Here is a 23,221-nt window from a genome sequence, read left to right as displayed (position 1 = left end):
GGCCGGCCCGGGCACATCGGGCCGGCCCGAGGGCGAGCGGGCGGCGGGCGCGCGCTCAGCCCTCGCGCGCCACGCGGAGCGCCTCCGCGAGCTCCTCGGGCGTGATCTCCCGGTCCTGCAGCACCATCGCCGCCCAGGCCGCGACCTCGGCCGGCGTCCGGAAGATGTTCGGCGCGGGCGCCTGCGACCCGCGGGGCTGCAGCCGCATCATGATGGCGCGGACCGACGCGGCGATGAACCCCTCGGCCTCGACGAGCGTGGCCACGCCCTTCATGTACTCCCCTGGAGCGCTCGCCGCCCGCTGCATCGCCGCCCGGCTCTCCTCGTTGGGCGGCCCGGTGTGCTGGCGGGGGACCACGATCAGGAAGGCTGCCCCTCCCGGCTGACGCTCCGCCCAGGCCCGGAAGTGCGCCCGGGAACGCTCGATGCCGGCGACGCTCTCCTGCCCGCGCCAGATGAGCAGCATGAGCCGCCGCCAGGTCGCCACCACGTACACGTCCGTCCGTTCCAGCAGCTCGACCTGCACCGACGAGGAGGTGGTCACCATCGCACCCGATTGTCCTCCCTGTAGGCTGGCCACCGCAAGAACTCCGGTGTGTCAGGTCAGCAGCCCGGCGTCGCCGCCGCGGCGACGCAGCGCCTCCGTGTCCGTTCGGCGACCTGCATCCTGAGGCGGAGCGGGCTGCGGACATCGGTTCGCCCGTGCGATGCGAGAGCGACGGCAGGGCGCGGGCAACGACGGCGAGACCGGACCGAGGGGACCCGAAGCGACGCCCGAGGCTAGCCGCCCGGCCATCGCCATGGGCGTGGCCCATGGCGGCTCTCGCCGGGGTCGACGATGCTGGACGTGGGGCGGGTGCCTACCTCTCGTTCAAGATTTCCGCTGCCGCTCGATCTCGGCGCGCAGGCGTTGCTCCTGCGCGCGCAGCTCCGGCGTGAACTCCTTGCCGAAGTCCTCGGCCTCGAAGATCGGTCGAAGCTCGAGCACCCATTCCCCGCTGGGCATGTAGTCGGCGCAGCGCCTGGCCCACGCGACCGCCTCGTCCAGCGACGCCACCTGCCAGATCCAGTATCCGCCGACGAGCTCCTTGGTCTCGGCGAACGGACCGTCGACGAGCGTCCTCTTGCCGCCCGAGATGTGGAGGCGCTTGCCTTTGCTGCTCGGATGCAGCCCCTCTCCGGCGAGCATGACCCCGGCTTTGACGAGCTCCTCTTTGAACTTGCCCATCTCGGCGATGACCGCCTCGTCCGGCATCACCCCCGCCTCGGACTCCTTCGTGGCCTTGACGATCACCATGACCTTCATAGCGCGCTTATCCCTGGGTAAGGCTACTTCGTCAAGACGACGTGAGTGGCGTCGTCCGAGGAGGCGCGCTCCGTGCACGTGTAGCCGAGGCTCACCGTATCGATGCCGGCGAGGAGGTGCTCGCCCCTGCCCAGGAGCACGGGGGAGATCACGAGGTGGATCTCGTCGATCAGCCCGGCGGTGAGGTACTGGCGAACGGTGGCGACGCCGCCGCCGAGTCGGACGTCCTTTCCCTGCGCCGCTTCCGTCGCGCGCTTCAGCGCGGCATGGATGCCATCGGTCACGAAGTGGAACGTCGTTCCGCCCTCCATCGTGATGGGCGCACGAGCATGGTGCGTGAGCACGAAGACGGGTACGTGGTAGGGCGGGTTGTTGCCCCACCATCCCTTCCAGCCGTCGTCGGACCAAGGGCCCCGCATCGGCCCGAACATGTTGCGGCCGAGGATCCAGGCGCCGACGTTCTCGAAGCCGCGAGCGGCGAAGTCGTCGTCAACGCCTTCTCTGCCGACCTGGTCGCCGAGCAGGGATCCGGCAAAGTCGGCGCTCATCCTCTGGAACGTCTTCGTGCCCAAGACCCACTTGTGCAGCGCCATACCTCCGATGCCCATCGGATTGTCCAGATCCTGGTCGGGACCGGCGCCGTAACCATCGATGGAGATTGAAAATGCGTTGACCCGAAGCCTCGACATGAGCGTAACTCCTTGCGGCGCAGGCATCGCCTGCGACCGTCGTGACCGCCGTCTTCTGAAGGGGCGACGAACGAGCCAGGGGCGGATCGACACGCCGACGAGATTTTCTTTCGCTGGGCGGTCGTCACAGGAAAGCACCGTCTATTCAAGGACTTAGGCGACGTGCTCGCCGAGGACCACCGCGACGTCGTCGTGCAGGTTGCCGGACGGGAGGGTCACCGCCTGGATCAGCGCTCCCACCGCCGTCTGCACGTCGCCGGTGCGCGCGAGCGCGCTGATCGTCGCGCGCGACGCGTACTTCAGGAGGCCGTCGGTGGCGACCAGGAGGCGCCCCGAGAGCGGACGGCGTCGGATGCCGGCGGGCCTGCACGCGCCGCTGCCGACCAACGGCTTCCGGCTCTGCGCCGCCGTCAGATCGATCACCCTGTCGGGCTCGACGAGGAGCGCTCCCGAGTCCCCCACGCTGGCGCCCCACAGCTCGCCTCGGCGCATCTGGACGACGACGAGCGTCGTCTCGCCGCACGTGGGCGTTGCTTCCAGCTCGCCGTCGAGCCGACGGAGGCGCTCGCACCAGCCGTCGGCATCGAGCTCCCTCTCTGCGCCGAGCGCCACCATCGCGCTCACCGCCGTGCGGGCCGCGGCCGCGCCGCCAGCGAGCCCCCCCGCGCCGTCGGCGACGGCCACGGTCCACCGGTCGCCGCGGCAGGAGAGCTCGAGACGGTCCTCGTTCGCGCTACCTGCCACGCGGCGTGACCAGAAGCGCATCCAGCCCGAGGGAGGTTCGATCTGCTCGCACGCGTCACCGCCTTCCGAGGGCGTGATCTCGACGCTGGAGACGATATTGTCCCGGAAGAGGAGGACCGCGCCGTCGCCCTGGCCGCATCCGGGACAGCCGGCTTCGACGAGCCCGGGGACGGCGACGAGCCCACCCACGTTCTCTCCGTGATCGTCGAGCGGCGCCGGGCGTCCAGGCGGATCGAACCAGCAGATCGGGTCGCCGATCCTGTATTCGTGCTGCCGGCAATAGCCGTACCGAACCTGGATGCGCCATTCCGGGGAATGCCCACAGCCGGGGCAGCGGGCGTGGGCGATGACGACGTCGAACAGTCCCATGGCCAGCCGGTCCTCCTGTGCTGCCCGTCGGCGCTCGTGGACAATACAAGCCTGGGCGCTCCTGTGCAGCGCCGTCGGCCGTCCTGCGCAGCCCCGTCGGCCCTCCTGGGCAGGCCCGGCGCCCTCCTGCGCAGCGCCGCCGGCCGTCCTGCGCAGCGCCGCCGGCCGTCCTGCGCAGCCCCGCAGGCCCTCCTGCGCAGCGCCGCCGGCCGTCCTGTGCAGCCCATTGGCCCTCCTGCGCAGCCCCGCCGGCGCTCTTGCGCAGCGCCGTCGGCCGTCCTGCGCAGCCCATTGGCTCTCCTGGATAAGCCCCGGCGCCCTCCTGTGCGGCCCCGGTGGGTCTCCTGCGCAGCCCCGCAGGCTCTCCTGCGCGGCCTGGGCGCCCTCCTGCGCACCCCCGTTGGTGTCCTGCGCTACACGAGCCGCCGTCCTGCGCGGCCCTCGCGACCCTCCTGCGCGCCCCCGTCGGGGTCCTTCGTCATCATCGTCTGGCTCCTGCGCAGGCCCGATGGGTCTCCTGTGCAGCCCCGGCGTCGTCTCGCGCGCCTTTAAGGCGCCAAGGACGCCAAGATCTTGTCCCCGGCGAGAAGCCGCCGACATCACCGAACGGGCCTTCACGTGAACCTCGGGGTACCAGCTTATCGCACAGCAGCAGGTCTCTCGGTTCATCGAGCCCGCACCGTGTCGAGCCTCGCGGCGACCTCACGGATGCCGACCTCGGCGCAACAGGAACGCGCGCAAGCGAGCTCGATCCTCGTCGTTCATGTCCAGGAGCTGAACAGTCGCGCGCCCCTCCGCTGTAAGCCCGTTGATGATTCCATTCGATTCCGTGACGAAGTGCTCTCGCCACGCGTGCCGCCTGGGGTGATAGAGCTGTACGACAAGCTTGCTCTCGGGGTCGATCGACGCGAACTTCGGCCCCTTCTTCAGGTTGCAGCGAATGCAGCATAGACACAGGTTGTCGACATCATCCGAACCACGATGTTGCCTTCCGATGATGTGGTCTACCTGGTGAGGCAAGATCGATGCGTCCTGCGGGAGGCGGCAGTACTCGCATGCCCCCTGGGCGCGCCGCTGGACCAGCTCCCGCGTGTCGCTCGGCAGCTTCACGAGGCCGCGCGCATGCTCCATACCTCCTCTGCCTGAAGCTTGAGGAGGCTGAGCATGTCGTTCAAGCGGACGACCTCGGCATATTCTCTGTGCTCTTCAGGTGTGAGGACGCCGCTTGTGCTCTTCTGAGCGAGCTCCTCGACGCGGGGTGCCAGGTCCTTGCTGACGGCGTCGAGCGCCGCCTCGAGCTGCTCGATGGTTCGCTTCTCCATGAGTGTCTCCGTCTTCAACGCCTCGCGTCAGCATGTCATCCCTCTGTCGTCGGTTCAAGGCCCGCCACGGCCCTTTGGCCGTGCAGCCCAGCCGCTGGGCAGGCCCGCTCGTAACCGAGCTCGAAGCATTCCCCGCCGCCGGCGAGCCGCCCGTCGAGTCGGCGTCGGCGGCATGCCTGCGGACCAACAGACCGGCCGCATCGTCATCGCGGCCGTGCGGGCTGCTGGGCGTCGTGTCGTCCTGTCGCAGGGGTGGGCCTGCCGTGGTGAACCCGTGCGAGGGCGGGCTCCCGAGCGTCGGCGGCAAGGGCGGTGACGGATCGCCCGGCGGCGCGAAGGACGGTCGCCACGGCGAGCCGACCCCGACGCCGAACCCCAGCAACTACGGACGGCGAGGACGCCCGAGGCGGCAAGGAGGGCGAGAACGGCTCCCCGAGCGTCGGCATCGTCGCGCTGCACGCCAGGGTGACCCGGCGCGACGGCGAGATCGAGACGTCCGACGGCGGCCCGGGCGGCGACGGCGGCGAGCCCCAGCGAGGCGGACGAGGCGTGACCGCCCAGCCAAGGGCGTCGTGACCGTCCGCGCGGCGCCGGTCACCTATTCCCATCAGAAGCCTGGCTGCGGCGCGGCCTGGCACGTGCCGGCCACGCACGCGAGCTGCGGCGGTGGCGGGCACGGGGCGCACTGGAGGTTCCGGCACGCGGGGGGGCTACGGGCGTTGAGCTCACGGAAGAAGTCTCCGCTGCCGTCGTAGATCACCAGGTTGGACGCACTCGCGACCGCCCTCGACGAGATCGTGCCGCAAGAGCAGCAGCGGTCGGCCGCGGCCACGATCACGCAGTCCGACGCGGCAGCGCAGGTCGCCGGGCCGGGCGGCAGGGGCGACCCCGTCGGCCCGCCGGCGACGGTCGCCGTCGATGCCGCAGTCGGCGTCACGGCGGCTTCGGGCGGCTGCTCCGCGCCCCGCGGGGGCCCACCCGGACGGTGTGCGTCGCCGCACGCGGCCAGCAGCGCGGCGATCGCGATCACGAGACGACCAGCTCCTCGACCCAAGCTCGTATGCATTCCGGGGGAACGGTCGAGCCTCTTGCCCCCTTACAGTGCTTCACTGCGGCTACGGCGGCCCGGGGCGCGGGGGCGATTCGATCGGCATCGCCTACCTCGGCGAGGACCGGCTCACGGCCCTGGGCGTCACCTTCACGCTGGGGCCGCCGGGCAAGGGGGGCATCCGCTGGGACGAGCAGGGCGAGACGATCACGGGGGAGGATGGCGTCGCCCTGGAGATGCGCCGGTTTGCTGAATCGCTGGAGTGGAGCTCGCCCGCACCCGCACAACGCTTTCAATCACCCGCAGCGCGAAGCGGCGTCGGGCATTGCCGTAGTGGGCGGGCTATTCACAAGGCACGAGTGAGCCAGTACAGCGGAAGTCGCTTTGCGTGCGCGATGGCGAGCACGAGCGTGTGCTCGGGGTGCACCTCGAACGCAATGACATACGGAAAACGGTCGACGATCGCTCTGCGAATGCTCCGTGGTGCAGGAGAAGTCCCTGGCCAGATCTGAAAAGATGTCGGGGCCTCTCCAATCTTATCGAGCATCGACGAGACCTCGGCGATGAACTCGTCGCCCAGCCCGGGCCGCCTCTCGTCGTACCAGATGGCCGCCGCACGAAGCTCAGCGCGCGCTTCAGGAGGAAGCTCGACCCGCACGCCGGTCCTCGAGCTCCTTCAGGATCTCCGCTCGCGCCGTGCCCCAGTCGACCGTCTGGACCTTACCCTCCTCGACCTCGCGCGCTCGGCGCGTCAGCTCACCCGTCCACGCTGCAGCGACCTCCTCGGCGTCGGGCTCCTCAAGGCTGGAGAGCACTTCTTCTGCCAGCCGGGCCCGCTCGTGGCGGGGCAACAGCAGCACCTGCGCGAGAAGTTCCTCGGTGGACATAGGGGAACTGTAGCATGGCTCGGGTCCGCCACGCACGGCGATGCGGCCTCCAGCTCGACAGCCCGCCGCACCCGCGCCAGGCTGGTCTGCTCGCGGACCAGAACAGGCGATGGTACCGGCATGCCGGTGCTTCTCCGGGCCGCGCAAACACCGGTCGAGATCCTCCGAGGCAGGTGTTTCGCCCCACCTACGGGCGGGGCCATGACGGCAAGGATTTGCCCGGGCCGAGCGACGTAGCCGACGGCGCCGATGGGAGGGTTGGCGGCGACGCGTGCTCGGCGGAGACCGTGACCGGCGGGGCTGCCGTGGTGAACCCGTGCGAGGGCGGGCTCCCGAGGGTCGGCGGCAAGGGCGGTGACGGATTGCCCGGCGGCGCGGAGGACGGGCGCGACGGCGAGCCGACCCCGACGCCGAACCCCGGCAAATACGGACTGCGAGGAAGCGGGAGGTGGCCGACGTGGGCTGCCAATGGGTATGGACTCCGCGGCGTCCCTCGACGTCCGAGATCAGCCCGCTGCTCGATTCGCCGGCGCCGAACGCGAAGCGCTGGTGGTGGCGGAGCTGGCCCAGATCGACTTTCTCGGTGAAAGACCAGTCGAAGAGGGCCGAATCGTTCATGGCGGCGGTGTCCGGATCGCGCGGTTCGAGCTGACGCCAGACGACGCCCGCGGAGGATTCAGCGGAGCTGTCGGTCACGGCGACGATCGCACCGGAGGCCAGCCGGTGCCGTATTGAGATCTCCAGGGCCGTGCTCCAGATCCGAACGGCAGCATGTGGAGCGCACCCGCCAGGGACCGGCGGCAAAGAAACGAGGGCTGTCATGAGTAGCCGTGCACAGGTGCTGTTTCAGGTGGGCGCGTGGGCGTGGGTCGTCACCGGGATCGGGCACCTCGCGATCACCGCGCTGCTGCTCGGTCGCCCCGCGACGCCCGCCGCGGAGACCGCGGTCCTGGACGCGATGCGGGCGCACCGGATGACCATGATGGGGGTGTCGCGCGACCTGCTCGGCCTCTTCAGGGGGTTCAGCATGGCCATGGGCCTGGTGCTCGCGCTGCACGGCGCCGTCTGCGTGCTCGCCGCGCCCGCCCTCGCCGCGCTCCCTGCTGTCGTGGCGCTGAACGCGGCGGTGTCGCTGGCGCTGCTGGCCATCGCCGTCCGCGCGTTTCCGCCGCCGCCGATCGTGACCATGCTGGTCGCGACGGCGTGCTTCGGTTCGGCGCTCGTGGTGGGCTGAGCGTGCGGGCGAAGATAGCTCATAGCCCATCGCAGTCGCCATGAGCGGCCCGTCGGACGAACCGTTGCGGCATCGCTCGTTCAGGTTCCGGCGCACCGCGCTGCAATCGTGAGGCGGCGGCCCGAATGCGCGCTGGCTCGTCTCGGTACACGACGAGATATGGAAAGCGACGCACCCGCTGCTGCGCGCCGAACACATGCGCGTCGAGCCCGCGTGGCGCCGCCGGCCCGAAGCGAAACATCAGCTCGATCTCGGGGCGCGGGATCGAGACGTGCGGCGCGTCGCCGGTGCGCTCGGTCGCGAACAGCGCCTCGACGGCCGGCGCAATCGAGGCGCTGGGCGCGAGGCGATGGCGGCGGGGGCTCGCGTGCAGGACCGGAGGACGAACGTGCGCGCCGATCGCGCATGCCCGCGCGTGACATTGTCCGCTTCTTCCAATTCCCAACCCGCGCGCGTCGCTAGCATCGCGGTCATGAAGATCCTCGTCACCGGAGCGACCGGAAAGGTCGGAAGCCGTCTCGCAAAGCGCCTCGCCCGCCGGGGCGATCATGTCCGCGCCCTCGTGCGCGATCCGAACCGCGCCGCCGAGCTGCGCGAGCACCGGATCGAGACCGTGAAGGGCGATCTCCTCGACGAAGCCTCGCTCGCGCCCGCGGTGCGCGGCATCGACGCGGTCGTCCACTGCGCCGCCTTCTTCCGCGGCGCCACACCGGAACAAGCGCACACCGTCAACGACCTCGGCACGCAACGACTCGCGGCCGCCGCCCGCGCCGCGAACGTGAAGCGCTTCGTCTTCACCAGCACCGGGTTGGTCTACGGACCGAGCGGCGGCCGCCTCGCCCGCGAGGGCGACGACTGCGCGCCGCCACCGGGCTACCCCGCGAGCAAGCTCGCCGCCGAACGCGCGCTCCTCGCCCTCGAGGGCCTCGATGTGCGCGTCCTCCGGCTCCCCTTCGTCTACGGCGACGGTGATCCGCACATCGAGGAAGCGATCCCGATGATGCGCGGCTGGCCGCCGTCGCAGCGCATGGCCTTGATTCATCACGCCGACGTCGCGCACGCTGTCGCGCGCGTGCTCGACACCGCATCGCCTTCGCACCTCATCTACAACGTGGTCGACGACGAAGCCCCCGACCTCGCCACCGTCTTCGCGTCGGTCGGCGCCCCACCGCCCGACGGCTCGGCCGGCGAAGCGGCCCGAGCCTTCGACGTCCTCCTCGACGGCCGCCGCATCCGCGAAGATCTCGGCTTCAAGCCCGAGTTCCCGCGCCTCCAGGACGCGATCGCGGCGGGCGCGTGATGTTCTCCAGTCGTCCAGGTAGGCGGACGCGCATGCCGCAACACGCGCGCCATCGACCACAGTCGGTCAACGAGCGCCCCGAGACGCGGGGCACCGCTGGATACGGCGCTCCACATCGCCGGTGAAGTCGGGTAAGTCCGCGCCACAGTCGCGAGGCGGCGGCCCGCAGGCTGGGGCGTGATGGCGAATGGGAGGTCTCGGCGATGACCTCAGCGGTCGAGGATGGCTCGCGCCCGCCGCTCGCGCCGGCGGCGAAGCTCGCCTTCAGCCAGGCATCGCGGGAAATGCCTACGTGAGGTTCGTGAGCGGCCCGGTGCAGTACGCCGGCGCGCCGAACGTGGTCCGGGTGTCGCCGAACAGGTTCAGGATAGAGACGAGCAGGTTGTTGTGCGGGAGGTTCGGGTACCGGACCCAGCGCCCGGTGCGCAGGCCCCCGCCGCCGCCGGCCAGCAGGAACGGCATGTTCGTCTTCATGTGGGTCGGCGGATCCGAGATCTCGGAGCCGAAGAAGACGACGCTCTCGTCGAGCAGCGAGTGCCCGCCCATGTCGACCTTCTCCATCTCCTGCAAGAGATAGAGGTGCTGCTCCGAGTACCAGGTGTAGATGAGCTCGCACTCGGCCGGCCTGAAGCCGCCCATTTCCTGGTAGAAATGGTGGTGCTCGGTCAGGTTCAGCCACGGCAACGTGTACTTCGCCTCGGTGTCGCTCCACTGCAGGGTGCCGACCGCGGTGATGTCGCAGGCGAGCGCCATCACCAGCATGTCCGTCATCAGCTTGCCCACCTTGGGGATCGCCGCGTCGGTCGAGGTGTCCTTGATCGAGCCGGCGTCGTCCGAGTCGAGCCCCGCGCTCGGGTTGTAGTCGGACGTGTCGACCCTCGTCGGGACCCGGCAGGCGCTCGTCGCAGTCGGCGTGCTGCTGAGGCTCTGCTCGATCTCGCGGATCTTCGTCAGGTGCTGGTCGATCTTCTGCTTGTCGGCCGCGCCGAGGCGCGCGGAGAGGGCGGCGTAGCGCCGGTCGAGGAAGTCGAGGATCGATCGCTTCCGCGCGAGGCGACGGGCGGCGTCGTCGCTGGCGCCGGGGTTTAGCGTGCCGAAGAGAGCGGTGAAGATCTCCACCGGATCGAGGCGCGGCTGGATGGGGCTGTACGGCGCGGCCTCCTCGAAGTTGGCGATGTTCATCGGCGTCATCAGGCCGTGGGACTTGCCCGTCGCCCAGCGCACCGCGAGCTGGATGCTCGCCTCCGCCGTCCGACCGGCGGAGATCCGGGAGGCGATCACCTGATCGATGGACGGCCCCCTCCCGTAGCCGCCGTTGTTCGCGCCCTCCTGCGACGTGCCCGTGAGCCAGGCGATGATCCCGCTCTGGTGCTGCTCACCGCGCGCGCTCTTCATGTCGAGGCCGTCGACGACGAGCAGCCGGTCCTGCACTGGCGCGAGCGGCGCCAGGATGGGGCCCAGGGTGAAGCTCGTCTCGGTGCCGGTCGGACGCCAGCGATCGATCAGGGTCCCGCCGGGCGTGTAGACGGCGAGGAAGCGCCGGGCGGGGGCGGGTTGCGCGCGCGCCAGGCGCTCGGTTCCCATGATCTCCAGCCACGGGAGAGCGACGGCGATGGCGCCGGCGCCTCGCAGCATGGCACGTCGGCTCAAGCGGAATTTCGACATACCCCTCTCTCCTGTCGTCGGGATGGCCGACCGAGGCCCCCGAGAGGACGCGCCTGCTTTGCTGTCACGCCTCGTCCGCTCCGGACGCACGGAGGCTCCCTCATCGAACCACAGGCATTCTTGATGAGGAGTTCGAGGTTAGCGAAGGCCACGAACGGAGCTTCCGGCAGCGCAGAGAACTCCAGCATCGTTCTGGCGAATCAACGGTTTCACCAATGGCAGTAGCAGATGGCCATCGGACCGGCTCACCCCGAGAGCAGATATTGCCGGAGCGAAGTTTTTCCGTCGCAGCGTGAACCTGCTGCTCACCGCGACGTGGCATGCCACAGCATCTCGGTCGCGGCCCGCGCGTTCGGCCGCCGCCGTGCTCTTCCCCGGCGGACACCCCTCGCCCCCACGAGCGGGGCGTCGGACGAACCGGTGCGGCATCGCTCGTTCAGGTTCCGGCGGAGCGCGCCGCCATCGCGAGGCGGCGGCCCGCAGGGGCGGGTTCGGCGAGTGCGGCGCGGCGTCGCAAGGGGGGCGCCGGGGGAGGCTCGGGCGGGGCCGGCGGCTTCGGTGGACGAGGCGGCAAGGGGGGCGAGATGGACGGGAGCCCGGCAAGCGAGCCGCGTCGGTGAAGCCGGCGCGTCCACAGGCGCGGGGACGGCGGCGGCCGTGGGGTGATCGACGCCTTGGCAATCACCTGCGGCGTGGAGCGCCGTCGGGCGCATTGCCTCGTTGGGCGAGGTCGACGCTCCCGGTCAATGATAGGTGGGGGCCGCTCTTCGCTCGCGCAGGAGGATGGCCCGCTCCGCGCCGTGTCGAGCCTCGCCGCGACCTCACGGATGCCGGCCTCGGCGCAGCAGGAACGCGCGCAAGCGAGCTCGATCCTCATCGTTCATGTCCAGGAGCTGGACAGTCGCGCGCCCCTCCGCTGTAAGCCCGTTGATGACTCCAGTCGATTCCGTGACGAAGTGCTCTCGCCACGCGTGCCGCCTGGGATGATAGAGCTGTACGACAAGCTTGCTCTCGGGGTCGATCGACGCGATATTCGGCCCCTTCTTCAAGTTGCAGCGAATGCAGCATAGACGCAGGTTGTCGACATCATCCGAACCACGATGTTGCCTTCCGATGATGTGGTCTACCTGGTGGGGCAAGATCGATGCGTCCTGCGGAAGATGGCAGTACTCACATGCCCCCTGGGCGCGCCGCTGGACCAGCTCTCGCGTGTCGCTCGGCAGCTTCACGAGGCCGCGCGCAGGGTCCATACCTCCTCTGCCTGAAGCTTGAGGAGGCTGAGCATGTCGTTCAGACGGACGACCTCGGCATACTCTCTGTGCTCTTCAGGCGTGAGGACGCCGCTTGTGCTCTTCTGAGCGAGCTCCTCGACGCGGGGCGCCAGGTCCTTGCTGACGGCGTCGAGCGCCGCCTCGAGCTGCTCGATGGTTCGCTTCTCCATGAGGTTCTCCGTCTTCAACGCCTCGCGTCAGCATGTCATCGGTCTGCCGTCGGTTCAAGGTCCGCCACGGCCCTGTGGCCGTGCAGCCCAGCCGCTGGGCAGGCCCGCTCGTAACCGAGCTGGGAGCATTCCTCGCCGCCGTCGAGCCGCCCGTCTACGTCAAGTCGGCAGCATGCCTGCGGACCAGCAGACCGGCCGCATCGTCGTCGCGGCCGTGCGAGCTGCGAGGCGGCGTGTCGTCCTGTCGCAGGGGTGGGCCTGCCGTGGTGAACCCGTGCGAGGGCGGGCTCCCGAGCGTCGGCGGCAAGGGCGGCGCGGCGTCCAAGAGGGCGCCGGGGGTCACGCGGCCGCGATCCGTTCGGTGTCCTCTCGCCGGGCGCGGGAGCGCGGCGGTGGGCGCTGGCGGGCGGGTACGACGAGGCGGCGGCTCAGCGCTTCGGAGGTTGAAGGCCGGCCATGGTGACGGACACGAGCCGGCGGACCGCCGCCAGCGAAGGCATGCTGCTGGCCGCCGAGAGTGCGTGCAGGCAGAAGCTCGCGAGCTCGGCGGGGGGGACGTCATCGCGGAGCCTTCCGCGCTTCGCGCCCTCCGCGATCAGGTCGCGGAGGAGCTCGCTGAGCTGTTGATAGCCCCTGGTGACGTGCTCACCGTGGCGCAGCAGGGCGACGAGCTCGGTCCCGTGCTCCTCGTGGGTGATGCGGGCGTAGGTGCCCAGGGCGATCTCGAGCCGGCGTTCTGGATCGCCCGCCTTGTCGCGCGCGGCGAGGAGCTCTGCGAGGTGGCGGCCGACTTGCCGCTCGTGCCACGCGACGAGGATCGCCTGCACGTCGGGGAAGTACTTGTAGAGCGTCGCGCGTCCGATGCCCGTGCGCTCCGCGACCTCCGACATCGTGACCGCGGGCACCCCGCGCTCGGTCGCGATGGCTGCGGCCGCATCGAGGATGGCGTCGCGGACCTCCCGGCGGTGCGACTCGAGGGTGTCGTTCCAGAGCTTCGGCATCGCCCGCATCCTACACCGAGACGGACGGATCGAGGCGAACTGGATTGACTGGATACACTCTGTATTGTAAAACCATCCGGTCGCTCCCGGAGCCGCGCGGCCGGAGGCCTGAGCTGGCCACGTCTTCACCTGGCCCGGGTGCCGATGAGCTCGGCCGGAGAGCCCTCGTCGCCGGGGCTCGATCCGGCGAAGACGGCGAAGAGGAGGAACGACATGGTGAAGCTATTCGCCTTTCTCACCAGGAGGGAAGGCATGGATGTGCGCGACTTCGTCGACTACTACGAGAACAGGCACGTGCCGTTCATCTGCAGCCTGGCGCCCGTTCCCGCGGTGTACAAGCGCAGCTACCTGAAGCGAGGCGACGCGCTGAACATGGAGGATGCTGCGATCGGCTTCGACGTCGTGACGGAGACCGTGTTTCCGGACAGGGCCGCCTTGCAGGCGTGGCTCGGGAAGATCTTCGCGCCAGGCACCCGCGAGCGGGTCGTCGCGGACGAGGAGAAGTTCCTCGATCGGTCGCGGTACTGGGCCTACGTCGTCGAGGAGCGCGTCACATCCGAGAGCTGTCGATGATCTGGGCAATCCGCGGGAATTCGCGGGAGGTCACCGACGAAATCCGCGTTCGATGCCGGTGAAGACCCGCTGAACGCCGGCGATCACGTGGCCGCGGTCTTCACCGATCCTGCGCGGGACGGGATGATCACCGACATCTCCACATGTGCGTCCTCAGTCGCGTCCTCGTTCCGTTGTCGTCCGTGTGCCTAACGCCTTGCCAATCTGCTGCGGGGCAGGCTGCCGAGCGAAGCGCGGTTGCCCGAACCGTCAGCCGCATTGGCATGTTCGGCACCCGGTCAGGAAGAACGAATCACGCGACCGCCACCGCAGCTTGCGTTCTCCCGTCGTCATTTTGAAGGGCCGCGCGTCTTTCGTCGGCGCGCGGGCTGCCGCCCCGATGCCGCCCCGAGGCGCTTCTGAATCGCAGCCTGCGTTTGGCGGGGCAGCGTCGCGAGGTACTCCTCCGACAGCGCACGAAGCATCGCGTCCGGCAACGCGAGCACCGCCTGCGCCTCGGTGAGCCCTGCGAGGCGCTGCTCGGGCGCGAGCCCCGCGAGGCGCTGCTCGGGCGCGTACGCCTGCAGCACCTGCTCGGGCGCGTACGCCTGCAGCACCTGCTCGGGCGCGAGCCCCGCGAGGCGCTGCTCGGGCGGCAGCCGCGCAACGAGGCGTGCCAGCGCCTGCTCGAAGCTCTCGACGACCCGCTTTTCGTCCTTCATGTGCCGCTTCCTCTGCCCCGGGAGGGGGTGTCGAACCTGCTCGACATGCTCCAGGAGCGCCCAGAACACCGCGATCTCCGCCGGGGAGAGCGCCGGGATGCCGCCGGGGTCGGCGACCATCCCAGGGGTCACAGTGTACAGCAGATGCTCGCCCTCGCGAGCGTTGGCGGGCACCGTCTCCACCACCCGCAGCGGGAAGACCCCGAGCCGCCCCTCATGCGTGCCCGGCCCGGTCGGTGTGAGCGTGCAGCCCAGCGACCTCAGCGCCTCGGTGAAGCGCGGGGTCAGGCGGGGCGCGAGCACGCGGAGGGCGACCGCGCCGGGATCGTCGATCTCGGCAACCACGAGGTACTGGAGCGCGTACGCGAGGAGCATGCGCGCGTCGTCGCGCTCGAGCTCGTCGGTCGGCCCCTTGAAGTGCACCAGCGTGTGCTCGGCCAGCTCGCCCACCACGCTCGTGAGCAGGCGCGGCCGGGGTGGGGCTCCGCGACGGCTGCGACGGAGGATGACGATGTCGACGCGGAGCGGCTCGCGGGCGAGCTGGAACTCCGAGATGCACTGGTACCAGCCCTCGGGGAGCACGTGCTCCAGGAGCGCGACGAGCACCGGGTGCCAGGCGGTGTAGACGCGAACACGCCGCTGTCGCTGCGAGGAGCGAACCTCGCGCGTCGTCGCCATGCGGTTGCCCTTCGCCATCAGGAGCAGCGCTACCACGACCGTCGCCGGCCGGCGACCTCGTGGCGCGGCGCGGTGACATCGGCCACGACGTACTTTGCCCCGCGGCGTTCCCGCCCCGCATCGGACGTCGGGCGACAACAACCGTCGGCTACGCTCTCCGGCGCCGAACGGCTCGCCGATGAGCCGCCGCGCCGCAGGCGCGGTCGGATCCATTGGCTGGTTGGGCGGCTCCACGGGACCTAATCCCTGCGGCGGTCAGGTGCCGTCGGCGGTTGCCATCCAGCCACAGGCCCCACGTGAATCGTAACCCCATACGCGTACTGATCCTGGCGGTAAGGGCCCCCCCGGTAGAGAATGGCGTCCGATGTGAGTGCTAGTTGACGATAGATTTCGTTCGCGGTGGCGCAGCTGTAAAGGAGCGCGACGCGGAGACGCTCGTCACCAGCGGTAGCAGCTACAGTCACGTACAGAGCGCGTTCATCCGGCTCGCCCACAGCTACATTCCACCCTGCTTCGCGCAGCGGCCGAACGAGGTCGTTGATGCAGTCCTCAGACAGGATGGCCTTGCGCAGCAAGACACCGTTGTCCGTTGGCAGCTCGGGGACGAGGCGGCCATGATCGTGATAACGCTGCGCTTCCATCTGCTTTAGAATAGACTGTGCCTGGCCGTAGAACAGTGCCTGTTGCCACAGGAGTGTACTGTCCTCGTTCATGTCTGGAAAGAAGAGCGACACTTGGTTTGACTCATCGTGCCACGATTCGACAACGCCAAGGCTCACGAGTGCGACAACCAGCCGTGCAAAATTGGCGGACTGCTGCCACGATGAGGACGTCGCGTGTGCAAACATGTGGCGATTCAGCCACGTGGCGCCATCATACTCGTCGGTACGGCGAAAGAACGAGCTGCGCAGCCAGCGTCGGAAGGTCTCGAAAAAGAAGACCCGCTCGTCTTGGCCGAGCAGATATTCTACGGTCTTATATTCGCGCGGAACCCACATTCGCTCGAAGTGGAGTTGCGCGGCAAGCTCGATTGCAGGAGCCACGGCTCGGTCAACTCTATCGCCTACCGATAGGTTGGCCCCAGAGACAATCCTCGTGAGAGAGCCTTCGATAACCGGGATCAGCGCTGCGATGCTTGAGGCACGATACCCACTGTAGAACGCCAGGTACGCCTCTCGTGCGAGAGGACAGAATTCCCGCAGGCTGCGTGCCTGTGGTAGCAACTGCGCAATGCATGTGGCCTGAAAGGCGAGCGTGTAAATGGTCGACGTGTGATAGTCGAACAACTCCACGGCCCGCTGCTGCGAGCAGTTCGCTGTCTCCTTCAAGAGTGATTCCACCTTCCCCCGCGGAACCCACAAGGGCGAAAACCACTCCATCTTCGCCCACGTGGCTGCATCGCGATTCGCGTGGTCCCGTCGACGTTGCCATGCCTGATCGCCGCTCGGGCTAACTTTCGGGAAGCACGCCCGCCCGTCGGGTACGCTCAAGACGATGCTGGTCGTTGGGGCAAACGCTCCGACATCACGCTCCTCGACGTGTTGGACCTGGAGCCCCCTCACGCTCGCCCACGATGCGATCAGGGATGGTGTGAGGGTCTCGAGCGAAGGTTGGTTCAACGCCCGCCGCCAAATGGCGAGAAAATGGGCGTGGATGGTGGGTTCAGCCATATGGGTGTTCGCCGTTGCGTACTTTCGAGAAGTATACACCGCAACGACAATAGGCGCGAGTCCGACGAAGGGAGGCGCCGCCGCCCGCCCGTCCAACGTGCGCATGAGCTGCAGTCGCCGTGAGCAAGCAGCGCGACCGGAGGGCGCGCTGCGCCGCAACGGTGACTGTCAGATCCATGCGCGAGTTAGGCGCCGTAGTTGCGCCCGACGAGTCGGCCCTGCTCATGAGGTCTCCGACCGCAAGATGCGCGTCTCGTACGAGCCGTGCATGAGTATGTGTCCCGGCAGCAGCGACGGTTTCGCGCCTTTCGCGAGGGTTTGCTCGCTCGTGCTCGCATATCCTACGTAGGCGGGCTGCTTGAATCGCGGGCGCGTCGGGTCCTTTGGAGAAAAAGTGACACGGCGCTGGAGCAGCAGTGCAATGAGTGGGACTGATGGTGTTGCACCCAAGGCCGTTCGCATGCGCCACGCAAGCTGCGCAACTCCGAGGGCCGCGTTCAGCCAGTCCGCCATTTCTTCCCAAGTACACGCGAAGCTGGGCGGATCGAAATGCTGAAGGTGATTGCGCAACCCCTTTATAACGACGAACGCCTTTATCTCACTATCAGCATGAAACTCGTGTCCCGTTATCTGGTATATCCACTTGATCTTGTCCAGGATTCTTCGACCATGGCGCTCACCCAACGCAGCCGGGTCAAAGGTCCAACCCGGGAGAGGATCGTATTGTGCCTTGAAGTATGCCTGATGAAGCGTGTTTTCAATGAGCGCCACGCATTCACCCACTAGGGCGCGAAAGTCCTCGAACCAAGTGTCTTCGTGTGGAACGTCACTTGTTGCCACCAGTTTGGCTCGCAGCGTGCCCAGCCGTGTGAGCAAGCTCGACTGAAATGAAGTGTAAGCCGTTCCTTCACGGTCGAGTGTGGGTACAAGCGGAAACCGAGGCCCTAAGTTGGACTTTGCGTAAAAGGTAAGGGCCTGAGCGGCCTTGCTGTGGGAACCCTTGGCAGGTAGCGCATGAAACCCTGGCGAAATCTTCATTGATGCGTCGAGCCACCGACACATCGGATCGGGTAGTCCCAAATCCGCGAAGCGAAGTGTTCCGTTCGTCGAGAGGTGGCGCTCGATGTCGCTCAGCTGCAGCGGTGTCGACTTGCGGGGACTCGGTGTGACAGACTCATCTTCGTTTCGAACGAGAAGTTCCCAGTCGCACACTCGTTTCGGCTCTTTGCTCCACTGGTTGCGGGAGAGACTTAGCTGTTCGTGCCGGAAGAAGTGATTCGCAAGCTGAACCGCAAGTTCGCGGACAATCGCCTTGTCCGGAGCTTGGCCGATGTACTTGAGGTACTGGTGAGGCGCCGCCGGGGGTGGAACGGGCTGGTCGGGGTTCGGTGGTGTACTCATCATTCACTCATCGGGGAGAGGTGATTGTGACGCGGCGAATTCGGGCTTTGAGGTGCGCCTAACGACTGGCGATGAGCCGCGAGCGGGCGAGGTGCGCCGCAGGCGCGCCTCGCCCGCTCGTCGGATCCATCGCTGAGTTAGGCGCCCGACAAGCGCCAGCCGCTTCACTGGTGATAGCCGTATTCATAGCGTTCGGCTTCTACAATGGGCACCGGCGGCTTCAACTCATCCTTGACCCTGCGCGTCACGCTCCCTGGAACGATGATCTCGGACACGACATCGGCGAACGATACATCAAGCTTGAATGTCGCGTCCACGCGAGGTTTGGCAACCATAGCTCCTGCACTTTCAGACCAAACGCTTACGTCGGCGCCAAAGAAGGACGGATTGTGCTTCAGAAGCCTGTTGCGCTCGGCATGATTGAGCTCGATACAACGGTTAAGCTGTGAGTCGCGTCGAATGATACGCCATTCCCGCTGCAAGAAGTACAGGTCACGAATGTCCGTCGAGTCCTTATAATGAGTGGGATATATCAACCGCAAGCACAGCCGCATAATGCGATGGGGTTCGTGTCGCTCATCGGCGCGCAAGGGGTCGTTGCGCATGTCGTGGATCCACTGCTGCGTCTTGGCCAAGCCTTCAGCCACCTCAGCGCCATGCTCGAACATGTTCGCGCCTGTATCCTTCTTGATGAAAGATGGAATATACCATACCGGTGACGCGCCAAAGTCTCCGGCCAGGGTGGCGTACGATGCCATCTTAAGGGCGAACGGTCCGAACCTGAGAGAATGTCGATACAATTCGTGTGATGGGATAAACGCCATTGACAATCGCGACTGGGTAACTCTGGGACTTGGATAGAAGGTAAGTTGCTCTGGTGTCAGGAGAATGCCTATATCGAGCATCATGCGAAGCGTCTCGAATGCGTCATCGATGTTTCGGCTGCGTGTGAAACAGTGGAAAAAGGCCGACGGCCCCTCCGACCGGGCATTGACGATCCCATTAACGATGGAGAGGGCAGTGAACCAGTCGTCCTGGTCGGAGCCGATCGGGCAGCCGCGGCTCTGCCATAGACTGTGGGCCACTTGTCGCACAAGGTCGTCAAACGTACTCATGTTTGCAGGCTCCGTCGTGAACCATGAACTCGTAACACAAGTAGCTCTGGTGCGTCTAACGTCGCAATCATCTATGCCGCGCGACATATCTCCGCGTTTTTGCATGTAGGCTGCGGACCGTGGTACCCGATCACCGTGTTCTCGCGGATGAGTCGCGGCACCCCGCAGTATATCTAGATATTCCCGCGGATAGGTCGCGATCTTCCGCAGGCTATCTGCGCATCTCCGGAGATAGGCCGCCGCTGCACAACTACGTATCGCAGTTGAGGGGCTTCGGACGGCGACGGTGTGCCGCGAAGCAAAATGCGTGCCTGTAATTGATTGCCTCGGGCGACTGATGTGCGGCCCAAATATCCGCTGGCCACCGCAACTCGCGCCCGGCCTGCGCCGATAAGGGTCAATGAGGGTCCGACGAACCGGCCCCAACCAATCGGAACCATCCCCATGACCCTCATCGAAGCCGTACGCGCCACCATCCGACGCCTGCATTACTCTCCGCGTACCGAAGAGGCGTACGTCCACTGGATCCGGGCATTTATTCGCTTTCATCACGGCAAGCACCCACGGCAGATGGGCGCGGAAGAGGTCACGGACTTCCTCAACGATCTTGCGGTCGCGCGCCGCAGCGCGGCGTCCACGCAGAACCAAGCGCTGTGCGCGCTCCTCTTCCTGTACAAGCGGGTCCTCGACCTTCAGATACCCCGGCTCGAAGCGCTCGAGCGTGCCCGCCGGCCGGAGCACCTCCCCTCGGTCCTTTCGCGAAAGGACGCTCTCACCTTGCTCGAGCACCTGCTCCCAACTTTTCGACTCATCGGCGAGCTCCTCTACGGAAGCGGCCTCCGCCTCCTCGAAGCGCTTTCGATTCGCGTCAAAGACGTCGACCTCGATCGACGGCAAATCATGGTGCGCCGCGGGAAAAGACAGCACGACCGGCCGGCCTTGCTCCCTGCTCGGGCGCGCGGCGAGCTGCAGGCCCAGCTCGACGCCGTGGCGCAACGGCACAAGAAGGAGCTCGCGGCTGGCCGCGGCGAGGTCGACCGGCCCCACGCTCTGCGAGCGAAGATGCCAGGAGCAGCCACGAGCCTTCCCTGGCAGTACCTCTTCCCCGCCTCTCGCCCTTGCACCGATCCAGCGACGGGTCGACAGGTCCTCTACCACCTGCACGAATCGGCGGTGCAAAGGGCCGTGCACGATGCCGGACGGGCGGCGGGGCTCACCAAGCGCGCGACATGCCATGTCCTCCGCCACAGCTTCGCAACCCACCTGCTCGAGGCGGGCACCGACATCCGGACGATTCAGACATTGCTCGGCCACAAGGATGTGCGGACCACGATGATCTACACCCACATCGTCGACCGCGGTCCTCTCGGCGTGATCAGTCCTCTCGACCGCTGACCGCCGCTTCCGCGTGGAGCGCCTTGAACTCAGCCCCCACCCCCTCGTGCCGCCCCCATGCATCGTGGAAAGGTAGCCTAGCCGACGGCTGCCCCATCTTGTCAAGGAGGCCAGCGCAGGACCGTGCGGTCTCTACACCGGATGAAGGCGCGAGCGGTTCCTTGATGCCCTACCCCTCCGAAGCGAAGAAGTGGCCCTGCAACGGCCCGGCCAGTTATCGGCTGGGACCCTCAAGTTGCGACGGTCTGTAGAGTTCGCCGCGGCGCTGTGCAGCGTCTGCGCAAAGCACGCGCCAGCTCTGCGTCAAGGTGAGGAGCACCGGCGATAGCCGCAGGCGGCGAGCTGCGGGCAGCGAGGGATGGCCGTCAAGGGCCGGCGGGACGCTTGCGGGGCCTCCCGCGCGTCGTCTCCGGCATCGCGGCCGGCCGAAACAGTGCTGCTGGCGTCACGCCGAGGGCGTTGGCGATCGCTACAAGAGCCGCGACACTGACGTTGGTCTTGGCGCGTTCGAGGCGATGCAGAAGGGTAAGGCTCACGTCCGCCGCTGCCGCCAGCTCGTCTTGGGTCAGCCCTCGCCTGACCCGAAGCCGCTGCACGTTCGCCGCGATGTACCGAAAAACCGTATCAGTTTCGATGGGTTCCATCGCCGCTGGCTGAACCTGGGCAGGCTAAAAAAATGGTCGTGAACGACGGCTTCCCTTGACTCGGATCGCGCCTCGCACGTACCCTGAACAAAACACAAAGTGCCCCCGCGACGGCTGGCACCGTCCGGAGGCGTGGCCGAACCCCGCTCTAACGAGGTCCGACATGGAAACCGTACGTCTACGCCCTGACCAGGGCCAAGAGATCGATCCGCCCTCCCGCCGCTGCCCCCGCCCCGCTGCTCGCAGCCGGCTCGCCCGCCCGCCCAAACCCCTCCATCACCAGCCACCGCACCCCGCCGTCTACCTCGACCCCACCGCGCTCCTCGAACAGCGCCCGCTCATCCGCAGCACCCTCCGCGCCCGCGGCGTTCTCCCCGCCGATCTCGACGACCTCACCCAGGACACCCTCCTCGGCGCCTGGCGCAGCCTGCGCGCCGGCCGCTTCCGCCCCTCCCCCGCTCTTCCTCCCGCCGACGCCCTCCGCCGCTGGCTCGCCGGCATCGCCTCGCGGCAGGCCTCGCACTACCGCGACAAGGCCCACCGCCGCCACGAGCTCCCCGCGGTCGACCCGGACCGCCTCTCCGCCTTCGCCGCCCCCTCTCCCGAGGCCCGCCTCGTCGCCCGCGGCCTCCTCCGCGCCTTCCGCCGTCTCCGCCCCGAGCTGCGCGAGATCCTGTCGCTCGCCGCCACCGGCCTTTCCTCGCTCGAGATCGCCGCCTCCCTCTCGCTCCCGCGCCCCACGGTCGCCACCCGCCTCCGCCTCGCGCGCCGCCTCTTCGCCCGCGCCCTCACCCGCTCTCGGAGGTGGCCCCGATGAGCCCGATGAGCCGCGCCCCCGTCGACGCCCCCGCCGAGACGGCGGCCGAGCTGCCGACCGCGACCGAGGCCGCCCTCGTCGAGATGGTGCTCGGCCTGCCCGGCGTCGGCCCGCGCCTCCTCGGCACGGCCGCTCTCCCCTCGCTCGGCCGCCTCTCGCCCGCGGCGCTCGCCGAGCGCACCCAGATCGCCCTCTTCGACGCGACCCGGCTCGCCGCCGCCTTCGAGCTCGGCCGCCGATACCACGCCGCCCGCGCGCGCCGCGGCGCGCTCCTCACCGACGCCGCCCGCGTGGCGCGGTACTTCGGCCCGAGGCTCGCCTCCTTGGTCCACGAGGAGCTCTGGATCGCCGCGCTCGACACCCACGGCCGCGTCCGCGAGACGCGCCTGCTCGCCCGCGGTTCCGACGACGCCCTCTACGTCGGCCGCTCCACCGTTCTGCGCACGGCGCTGGACATGGCCGCCCACAGCTTCGTCCTGGCCCATAACCACCCCAGCGGCGACCCCACGCCGACCCGCGAGGACGAAGCGATGACCCTGGAGCTGCGCCACCTCGGCTCGGAGCTGCACGTCCCGCTCACCGCCCACGTCATCGTCACCCCCAGCGGCCGCTACGCCGCCCTCCACGAGTAGGTCTCCTCGCGGGGCGCAGCGCCCCGCCCCGTCGCCGGCGCGCCGCGCCGCTGCGGTAGGGCGCCCCCACGGCCCCTGCGCATCCAGCCGCCAGCCTCCCGCGCACCGTCCCAGCCGGCCGCCCCGCCGCGCGTTCGCTCTCGTCATCGCGGCTGGCCGGGGAGGAGCCGGGGGCTCCTCGTGCTAGGCTCGACGGCGAAGCGGGCTCGCCTCCAGCGTCCACCCCAGCGCGATGTCGACCGCCACCGTCACGCTCGCTCTCCCCGAAGCGCTGTACCAGCGACTGAAGGGGACTGCGCTTGCGACCCGACAGCCGCTCGAAGCCGTGATGCGGCGGGCGCTGAGCCTCGGCAGCCCTCCCGCCTGGGACGACGCCCCCCCGGAGTTCCAGATCGACCTCGCCTGCCTGGACAAGATGGACGACCAGGCGCTCTAGCAGATCGCAAGGAGCCACAGGTCCGAAGCAGAGCTCGCGCGCTACGACGAGCTGCTCGACCGGAACGCCCAGGGGCTCCTCACGCCGACGGAGCGCATCGAGCTCGAGCGTCTTCGCCACAAGAGCGACCTGTCCATGCTCCGCAAGGCGCAC

At 68.1% G+C, this 23,221-nt stretch carries 27 protein-coding genes; 8 read left to right on the top strand and 19 right to left on the bottom strand.

The annotated features are described in order from the left end of the window. Window positions 1–55: 55 nt before the first annotated feature. The 9 genes from WME98_RS24945 to WME98_RS24905 form a co-directional block, all read right to left on the bottom strand. Window positions 56–547, bottom strand: coding sequence for a hypothetical protein (locus WME98_RS24945; RefSeq protein ID WP_437335431.1), 492 nt, complete (start codon window positions 545–547; stop codon window positions 56–58). A gap of 324 nt (window positions 548–871) precedes the next feature. Next, on the bottom strand, window positions 872–1,306 hold the full coding sequence (locus WME98_RS24940; protein WP_437953556.1) for a YciI family protein: 435 nt from the start codon (window positions 1,304–1,306) through the stop codon (window positions 872–874). 23 nt (window positions 1,307–1,329) lie between these two features. Beyond that, window positions 1,330–1,995, bottom strand: coding sequence for a dihydrofolate reductase family protein (locus WME98_RS24935; protein WP_437953554.1), 666 nt, complete (start codon window positions 1,993–1,995; stop codon window positions 1,330–1,332). Window positions 1,996–2,148: 153 nt separating this feature from the next. Next, on the bottom strand, window positions 2,149–3,108 hold the full coding sequence (locus WME98_RS24930; protein WP_437953552.1) for a protein phosphatase 2C domain-containing protein: 960 nt from the start codon (window positions 3,106–3,108) through the stop codon (window positions 2,149–2,151). Window positions 3,109–3,810: 702 nt separating this feature from the next. After that, entirely contained in the window at window positions 3,811–4,239 is a 429-nt protein-coding gene (locus WME98_RS24925; RefSeq protein WP_437953550.1) for an HNH endonuclease, read from the bottom strand. Beyond that, window positions 4,215–4,430, bottom strand: a complete 216-nt coding sequence (locus WME98_RS24920; protein WP_437317456.1) for a hypothetical protein — start codon at window positions 4,428–4,430, stop codon at window positions 4,215–4,217. Before WME98_RS24920 ends, WME98_RS24925 begins: the two co-directional genes overlap by 25 nt. Before the next feature lie 607 nt (window positions 4,431–5,037). Continuing rightward, window positions 5,038–5,460 (bottom strand): hypothetical protein, encoded by a 423-nt coding sequence (locus tag WME98_RS24915; RefSeq protein ID WP_437953548.1) that lies wholly within the window; start codon window positions 5,458–5,460, stop codon window positions 5,038–5,040. 364 nt (window positions 5,461–5,824) lie between these two features. Continuing rightward, complete coding sequence (locus WME98_RS24910; protein WP_437953546.1) at window positions 5,825–6,136, bottom strand: type II toxin-antitoxin system RelE/ParE family toxin; 312 nt, start codon at window positions 6,134–6,136, stop codon at window positions 5,825–5,827. After that, the gene (locus WME98_RS24905; RefSeq protein ID WP_437335424.1) at window positions 6,114–6,365 is read right to left on the bottom strand and encodes an addiction module protein; all 252 of its coding nucleotides are present in this window, start codon (window positions 6,363–6,365) and stop codon (window positions 6,114–6,116) included. The genes WME98_RS24910 and WME98_RS24905 overlap by 23 nt, the downstream gene beginning before the upstream one ends. A 468-nt stretch (window positions 6,366–6,833) precedes the next feature. Here WME98_RS24905 and WME98_RS24900 point away from each other — a divergent pair, with 468 nt between their 5' ends. Both WME98_RS24900 and WME98_RS24895 read left to right on the top strand, forming a co-directional pair. Continuing rightward, window positions 6,834–7,100 (top strand): hypothetical protein, encoded by a 267-nt coding sequence (locus tag WME98_RS24900; RefSeq protein ID WP_437953544.1) that lies wholly within the window; start codon window positions 6,834–6,836, stop codon window positions 7,098–7,100. A gap of 85 nt (window positions 7,101–7,185) precedes the next feature. Then, window positions 7,186–7,599: an LIC_13387 family protein gene (locus WME98_RS24895; protein WP_437953542.1), complete on the top strand. Its 414-nt coding sequence runs from the start codon at window positions 7,186–7,188 to the stop codon at window positions 7,597–7,599. Between the two features lie 19 nt (window positions 7,600–7,618). Here WME98_RS24895 and WME98_RS24890 read toward each other — a convergent pair whose 3' ends face one another. After that, a complete protein-coding gene (locus tag WME98_RS24890) occupies window positions 7,619–8,149 on the bottom strand; it encodes a hypothetical protein (protein ID WP_437954185.1) in 531 nt (176 codons plus the stop codon). Between WME98_RS24890 and WME98_RS24885 the strand changes: the two genes are divergently transcribed. Then, entirely contained in the window at window positions 8,072–8,899 is an 828-nt protein-coding gene (locus WME98_RS24885; protein WP_437953540.1) for an NAD-dependent epimerase/dehydratase family protein, read from the top strand. The two genes, WME98_RS24890 and WME98_RS24885, sit on opposite strands and share 78 nt — an antisense overlap. Before the next feature lie 288 nt (window positions 8,900–9,187). On the opposite strand, the gene WME98_RS24880 is transcribed toward WME98_RS24885, so the two are convergent. From WME98_RS24880 to WME98_RS24865, 4 genes are all read right to left on the bottom strand, one after another. Beyond that, on the bottom strand, window positions 9,188–10,534 hold the full coding sequence (locus WME98_RS24880; RefSeq protein ID WP_437953538.1) for a DUF1552 domain-containing protein: 1,347 nt from the start codon (window positions 10,532–10,534) through the stop codon (window positions 9,188–9,190). Window positions 10,535–11,385: 851 nt separating this feature from the next. Beyond that, on the bottom strand, window positions 11,386–11,814 hold the full coding sequence (locus WME98_RS24875; protein ID WP_437953536.1) for an HNH endonuclease: 429 nt from the start codon (window positions 11,812–11,814) through the stop codon (window positions 11,386–11,388). Next, window positions 11,790–12,005 carry a hypothetical protein gene (locus WME98_RS24870; protein WP_437953534.1) on the bottom strand — a complete coding sequence of 72 codons (216 nt, stop codon included), beginning with the start codon at window positions 12,003–12,005 and terminating at the stop codon, window positions 11,790–11,792. The genes WME98_RS24875 and WME98_RS24870 overlap by 25 nt, the downstream gene beginning before the upstream one ends. Before the next feature lie 428 nt (window positions 12,006–12,433). Beyond that, complete coding sequence (locus WME98_RS24865; RefSeq protein WP_437953532.1) at window positions 12,434–13,006, bottom strand: TetR/AcrR family transcriptional regulator; 573 nt, start codon at window positions 13,004–13,006, stop codon at window positions 12,434–12,436. Window positions 13,007–13,219: 213 nt separating this feature from the next. Between WME98_RS24865 and WME98_RS24860 the strand changes: the two genes are divergently transcribed. Next, window positions 13,220–13,579: an EthD domain-containing protein gene (locus WME98_RS24860; RefSeq protein WP_437953530.1), complete on the top strand. Its 360-nt coding sequence runs from the start codon at window positions 13,220–13,222 to the stop codon at window positions 13,577–13,579. A 329-nt stretch (window positions 13,580–13,908) separates the two neighbouring features. On the opposite strand, the gene WME98_RS24855 is transcribed toward WME98_RS24860, so the two are convergent. The 4 genes from WME98_RS24855 to WME98_RS24840 all read right to left on the bottom strand — a co-directional run bounded on the left by WME98_RS24855 (window position 13,909) and on the right by WME98_RS24840 (window position 19,144). Further along, window positions 13,909–14,994, bottom strand: coding sequence for a hypothetical protein (locus tag WME98_RS24855; protein ID WP_437953528.1), 1,086 nt, complete (start codon window positions 14,992–14,994; stop codon window positions 13,909–13,911). Window positions 14,995–15,197: 203 nt separating this feature from the next. Continuing rightward, the gene (locus WME98_RS24850) at window positions 15,198–16,628 is read right to left on the bottom strand and encodes a hypothetical protein (protein WP_437953526.1); all 1,431 of its coding nucleotides are present in this window, start codon (window positions 16,626–16,628) and stop codon (window positions 15,198–15,200) included. Between the two features lie 222 nt (window positions 16,629–16,850). Further along, window positions 16,851–18,032 (bottom strand): hypothetical protein, encoded by a 1,182-nt coding sequence (locus WME98_RS24845; protein WP_437953524.1) that lies wholly within the window; start codon window positions 18,030–18,032, stop codon window positions 16,851–16,853. A gap of 161 nt (window positions 18,033–18,193) precedes the next feature. Further along, window positions 18,194–19,144 (bottom strand): DUF2934 domain-containing protein, encoded by a 951-nt coding sequence (locus WME98_RS24840; RefSeq protein WP_437953523.1) that lies wholly within the window; start codon window positions 19,142–19,144, stop codon window positions 18,194–18,196. Window positions 19,145–19,588: 444 nt separating this feature from the next. Here WME98_RS24840 and WME98_RS24835 point away from each other — a divergent pair, with 444 nt between their 5' ends. After that, complete coding sequence (locus WME98_RS24835) at window positions 19,589–20,539, top strand: integron integrase (protein ID WP_437953521.1); 951 nt, start codon at window positions 19,589–19,591, stop codon at window positions 20,537–20,539. A 365-nt stretch (window positions 20,540–20,904) separates the two neighbouring features. On the opposite strand, the gene WME98_RS24830 is transcribed toward WME98_RS24835, so the two are convergent. Next, a complete protein-coding gene (locus WME98_RS24830; protein ID WP_437953519.1) occupies window positions 20,905–21,183 on the bottom strand; it encodes a helix-turn-helix domain-containing protein in 279 nt (92 codons plus the stop codon). A 163-nt stretch (window positions 21,184–21,346) separates the two neighbouring features. Here WME98_RS24830 and WME98_RS24825 point away from each other — a divergent pair, with 163 nt between their 5' ends. The 3 genes from WME98_RS24825 (at window position 21,347) to WME98_RS24815 (ending at window position 23,068) form a co-directional block, all read left to right on the top strand. After that, window positions 21,347–22,000: an RNA polymerase sigma factor gene (locus tag WME98_RS24825; protein WP_437953517.1), complete on the top strand. Its 654-nt coding sequence runs from the start codon at window positions 21,347–21,349 to the stop codon at window positions 21,998–22,000. Window positions 22,001–22,005: 5 nt separating this feature from the next. Beyond that, a complete protein-coding gene (locus WME98_RS24820; protein WP_437954022.1) occupies window positions 22,006–22,632 on the top strand; it encodes a JAB domain-containing protein in 627 nt (208 codons plus the stop codon). Between the two features lie 232 nt (window positions 22,633–22,864). Next, on the top strand, window positions 22,865–23,068 hold the full coding sequence (locus WME98_RS24815) for a hypothetical protein (protein ID WP_437953516.1): 204 nt from the start codon (window positions 22,865–22,867) through the stop codon (window positions 23,066–23,068). The last annotated feature ends 153 nt before the right edge of the window (window positions 23,069–23,221 follow it).

This window comes from Sorangium sp. So ce296 (assembly GCF_051529605.1).
GTDB classification, from domain to species: domain Bacteria; phylum Myxococcota_A; class Polyangia; order Polyangiales; family Polyangiaceae; genus Sorangium; species Sorangium cellulosum_D.
This window is presented reverse-complemented; position numbering and strand designations above follow the sequence as displayed.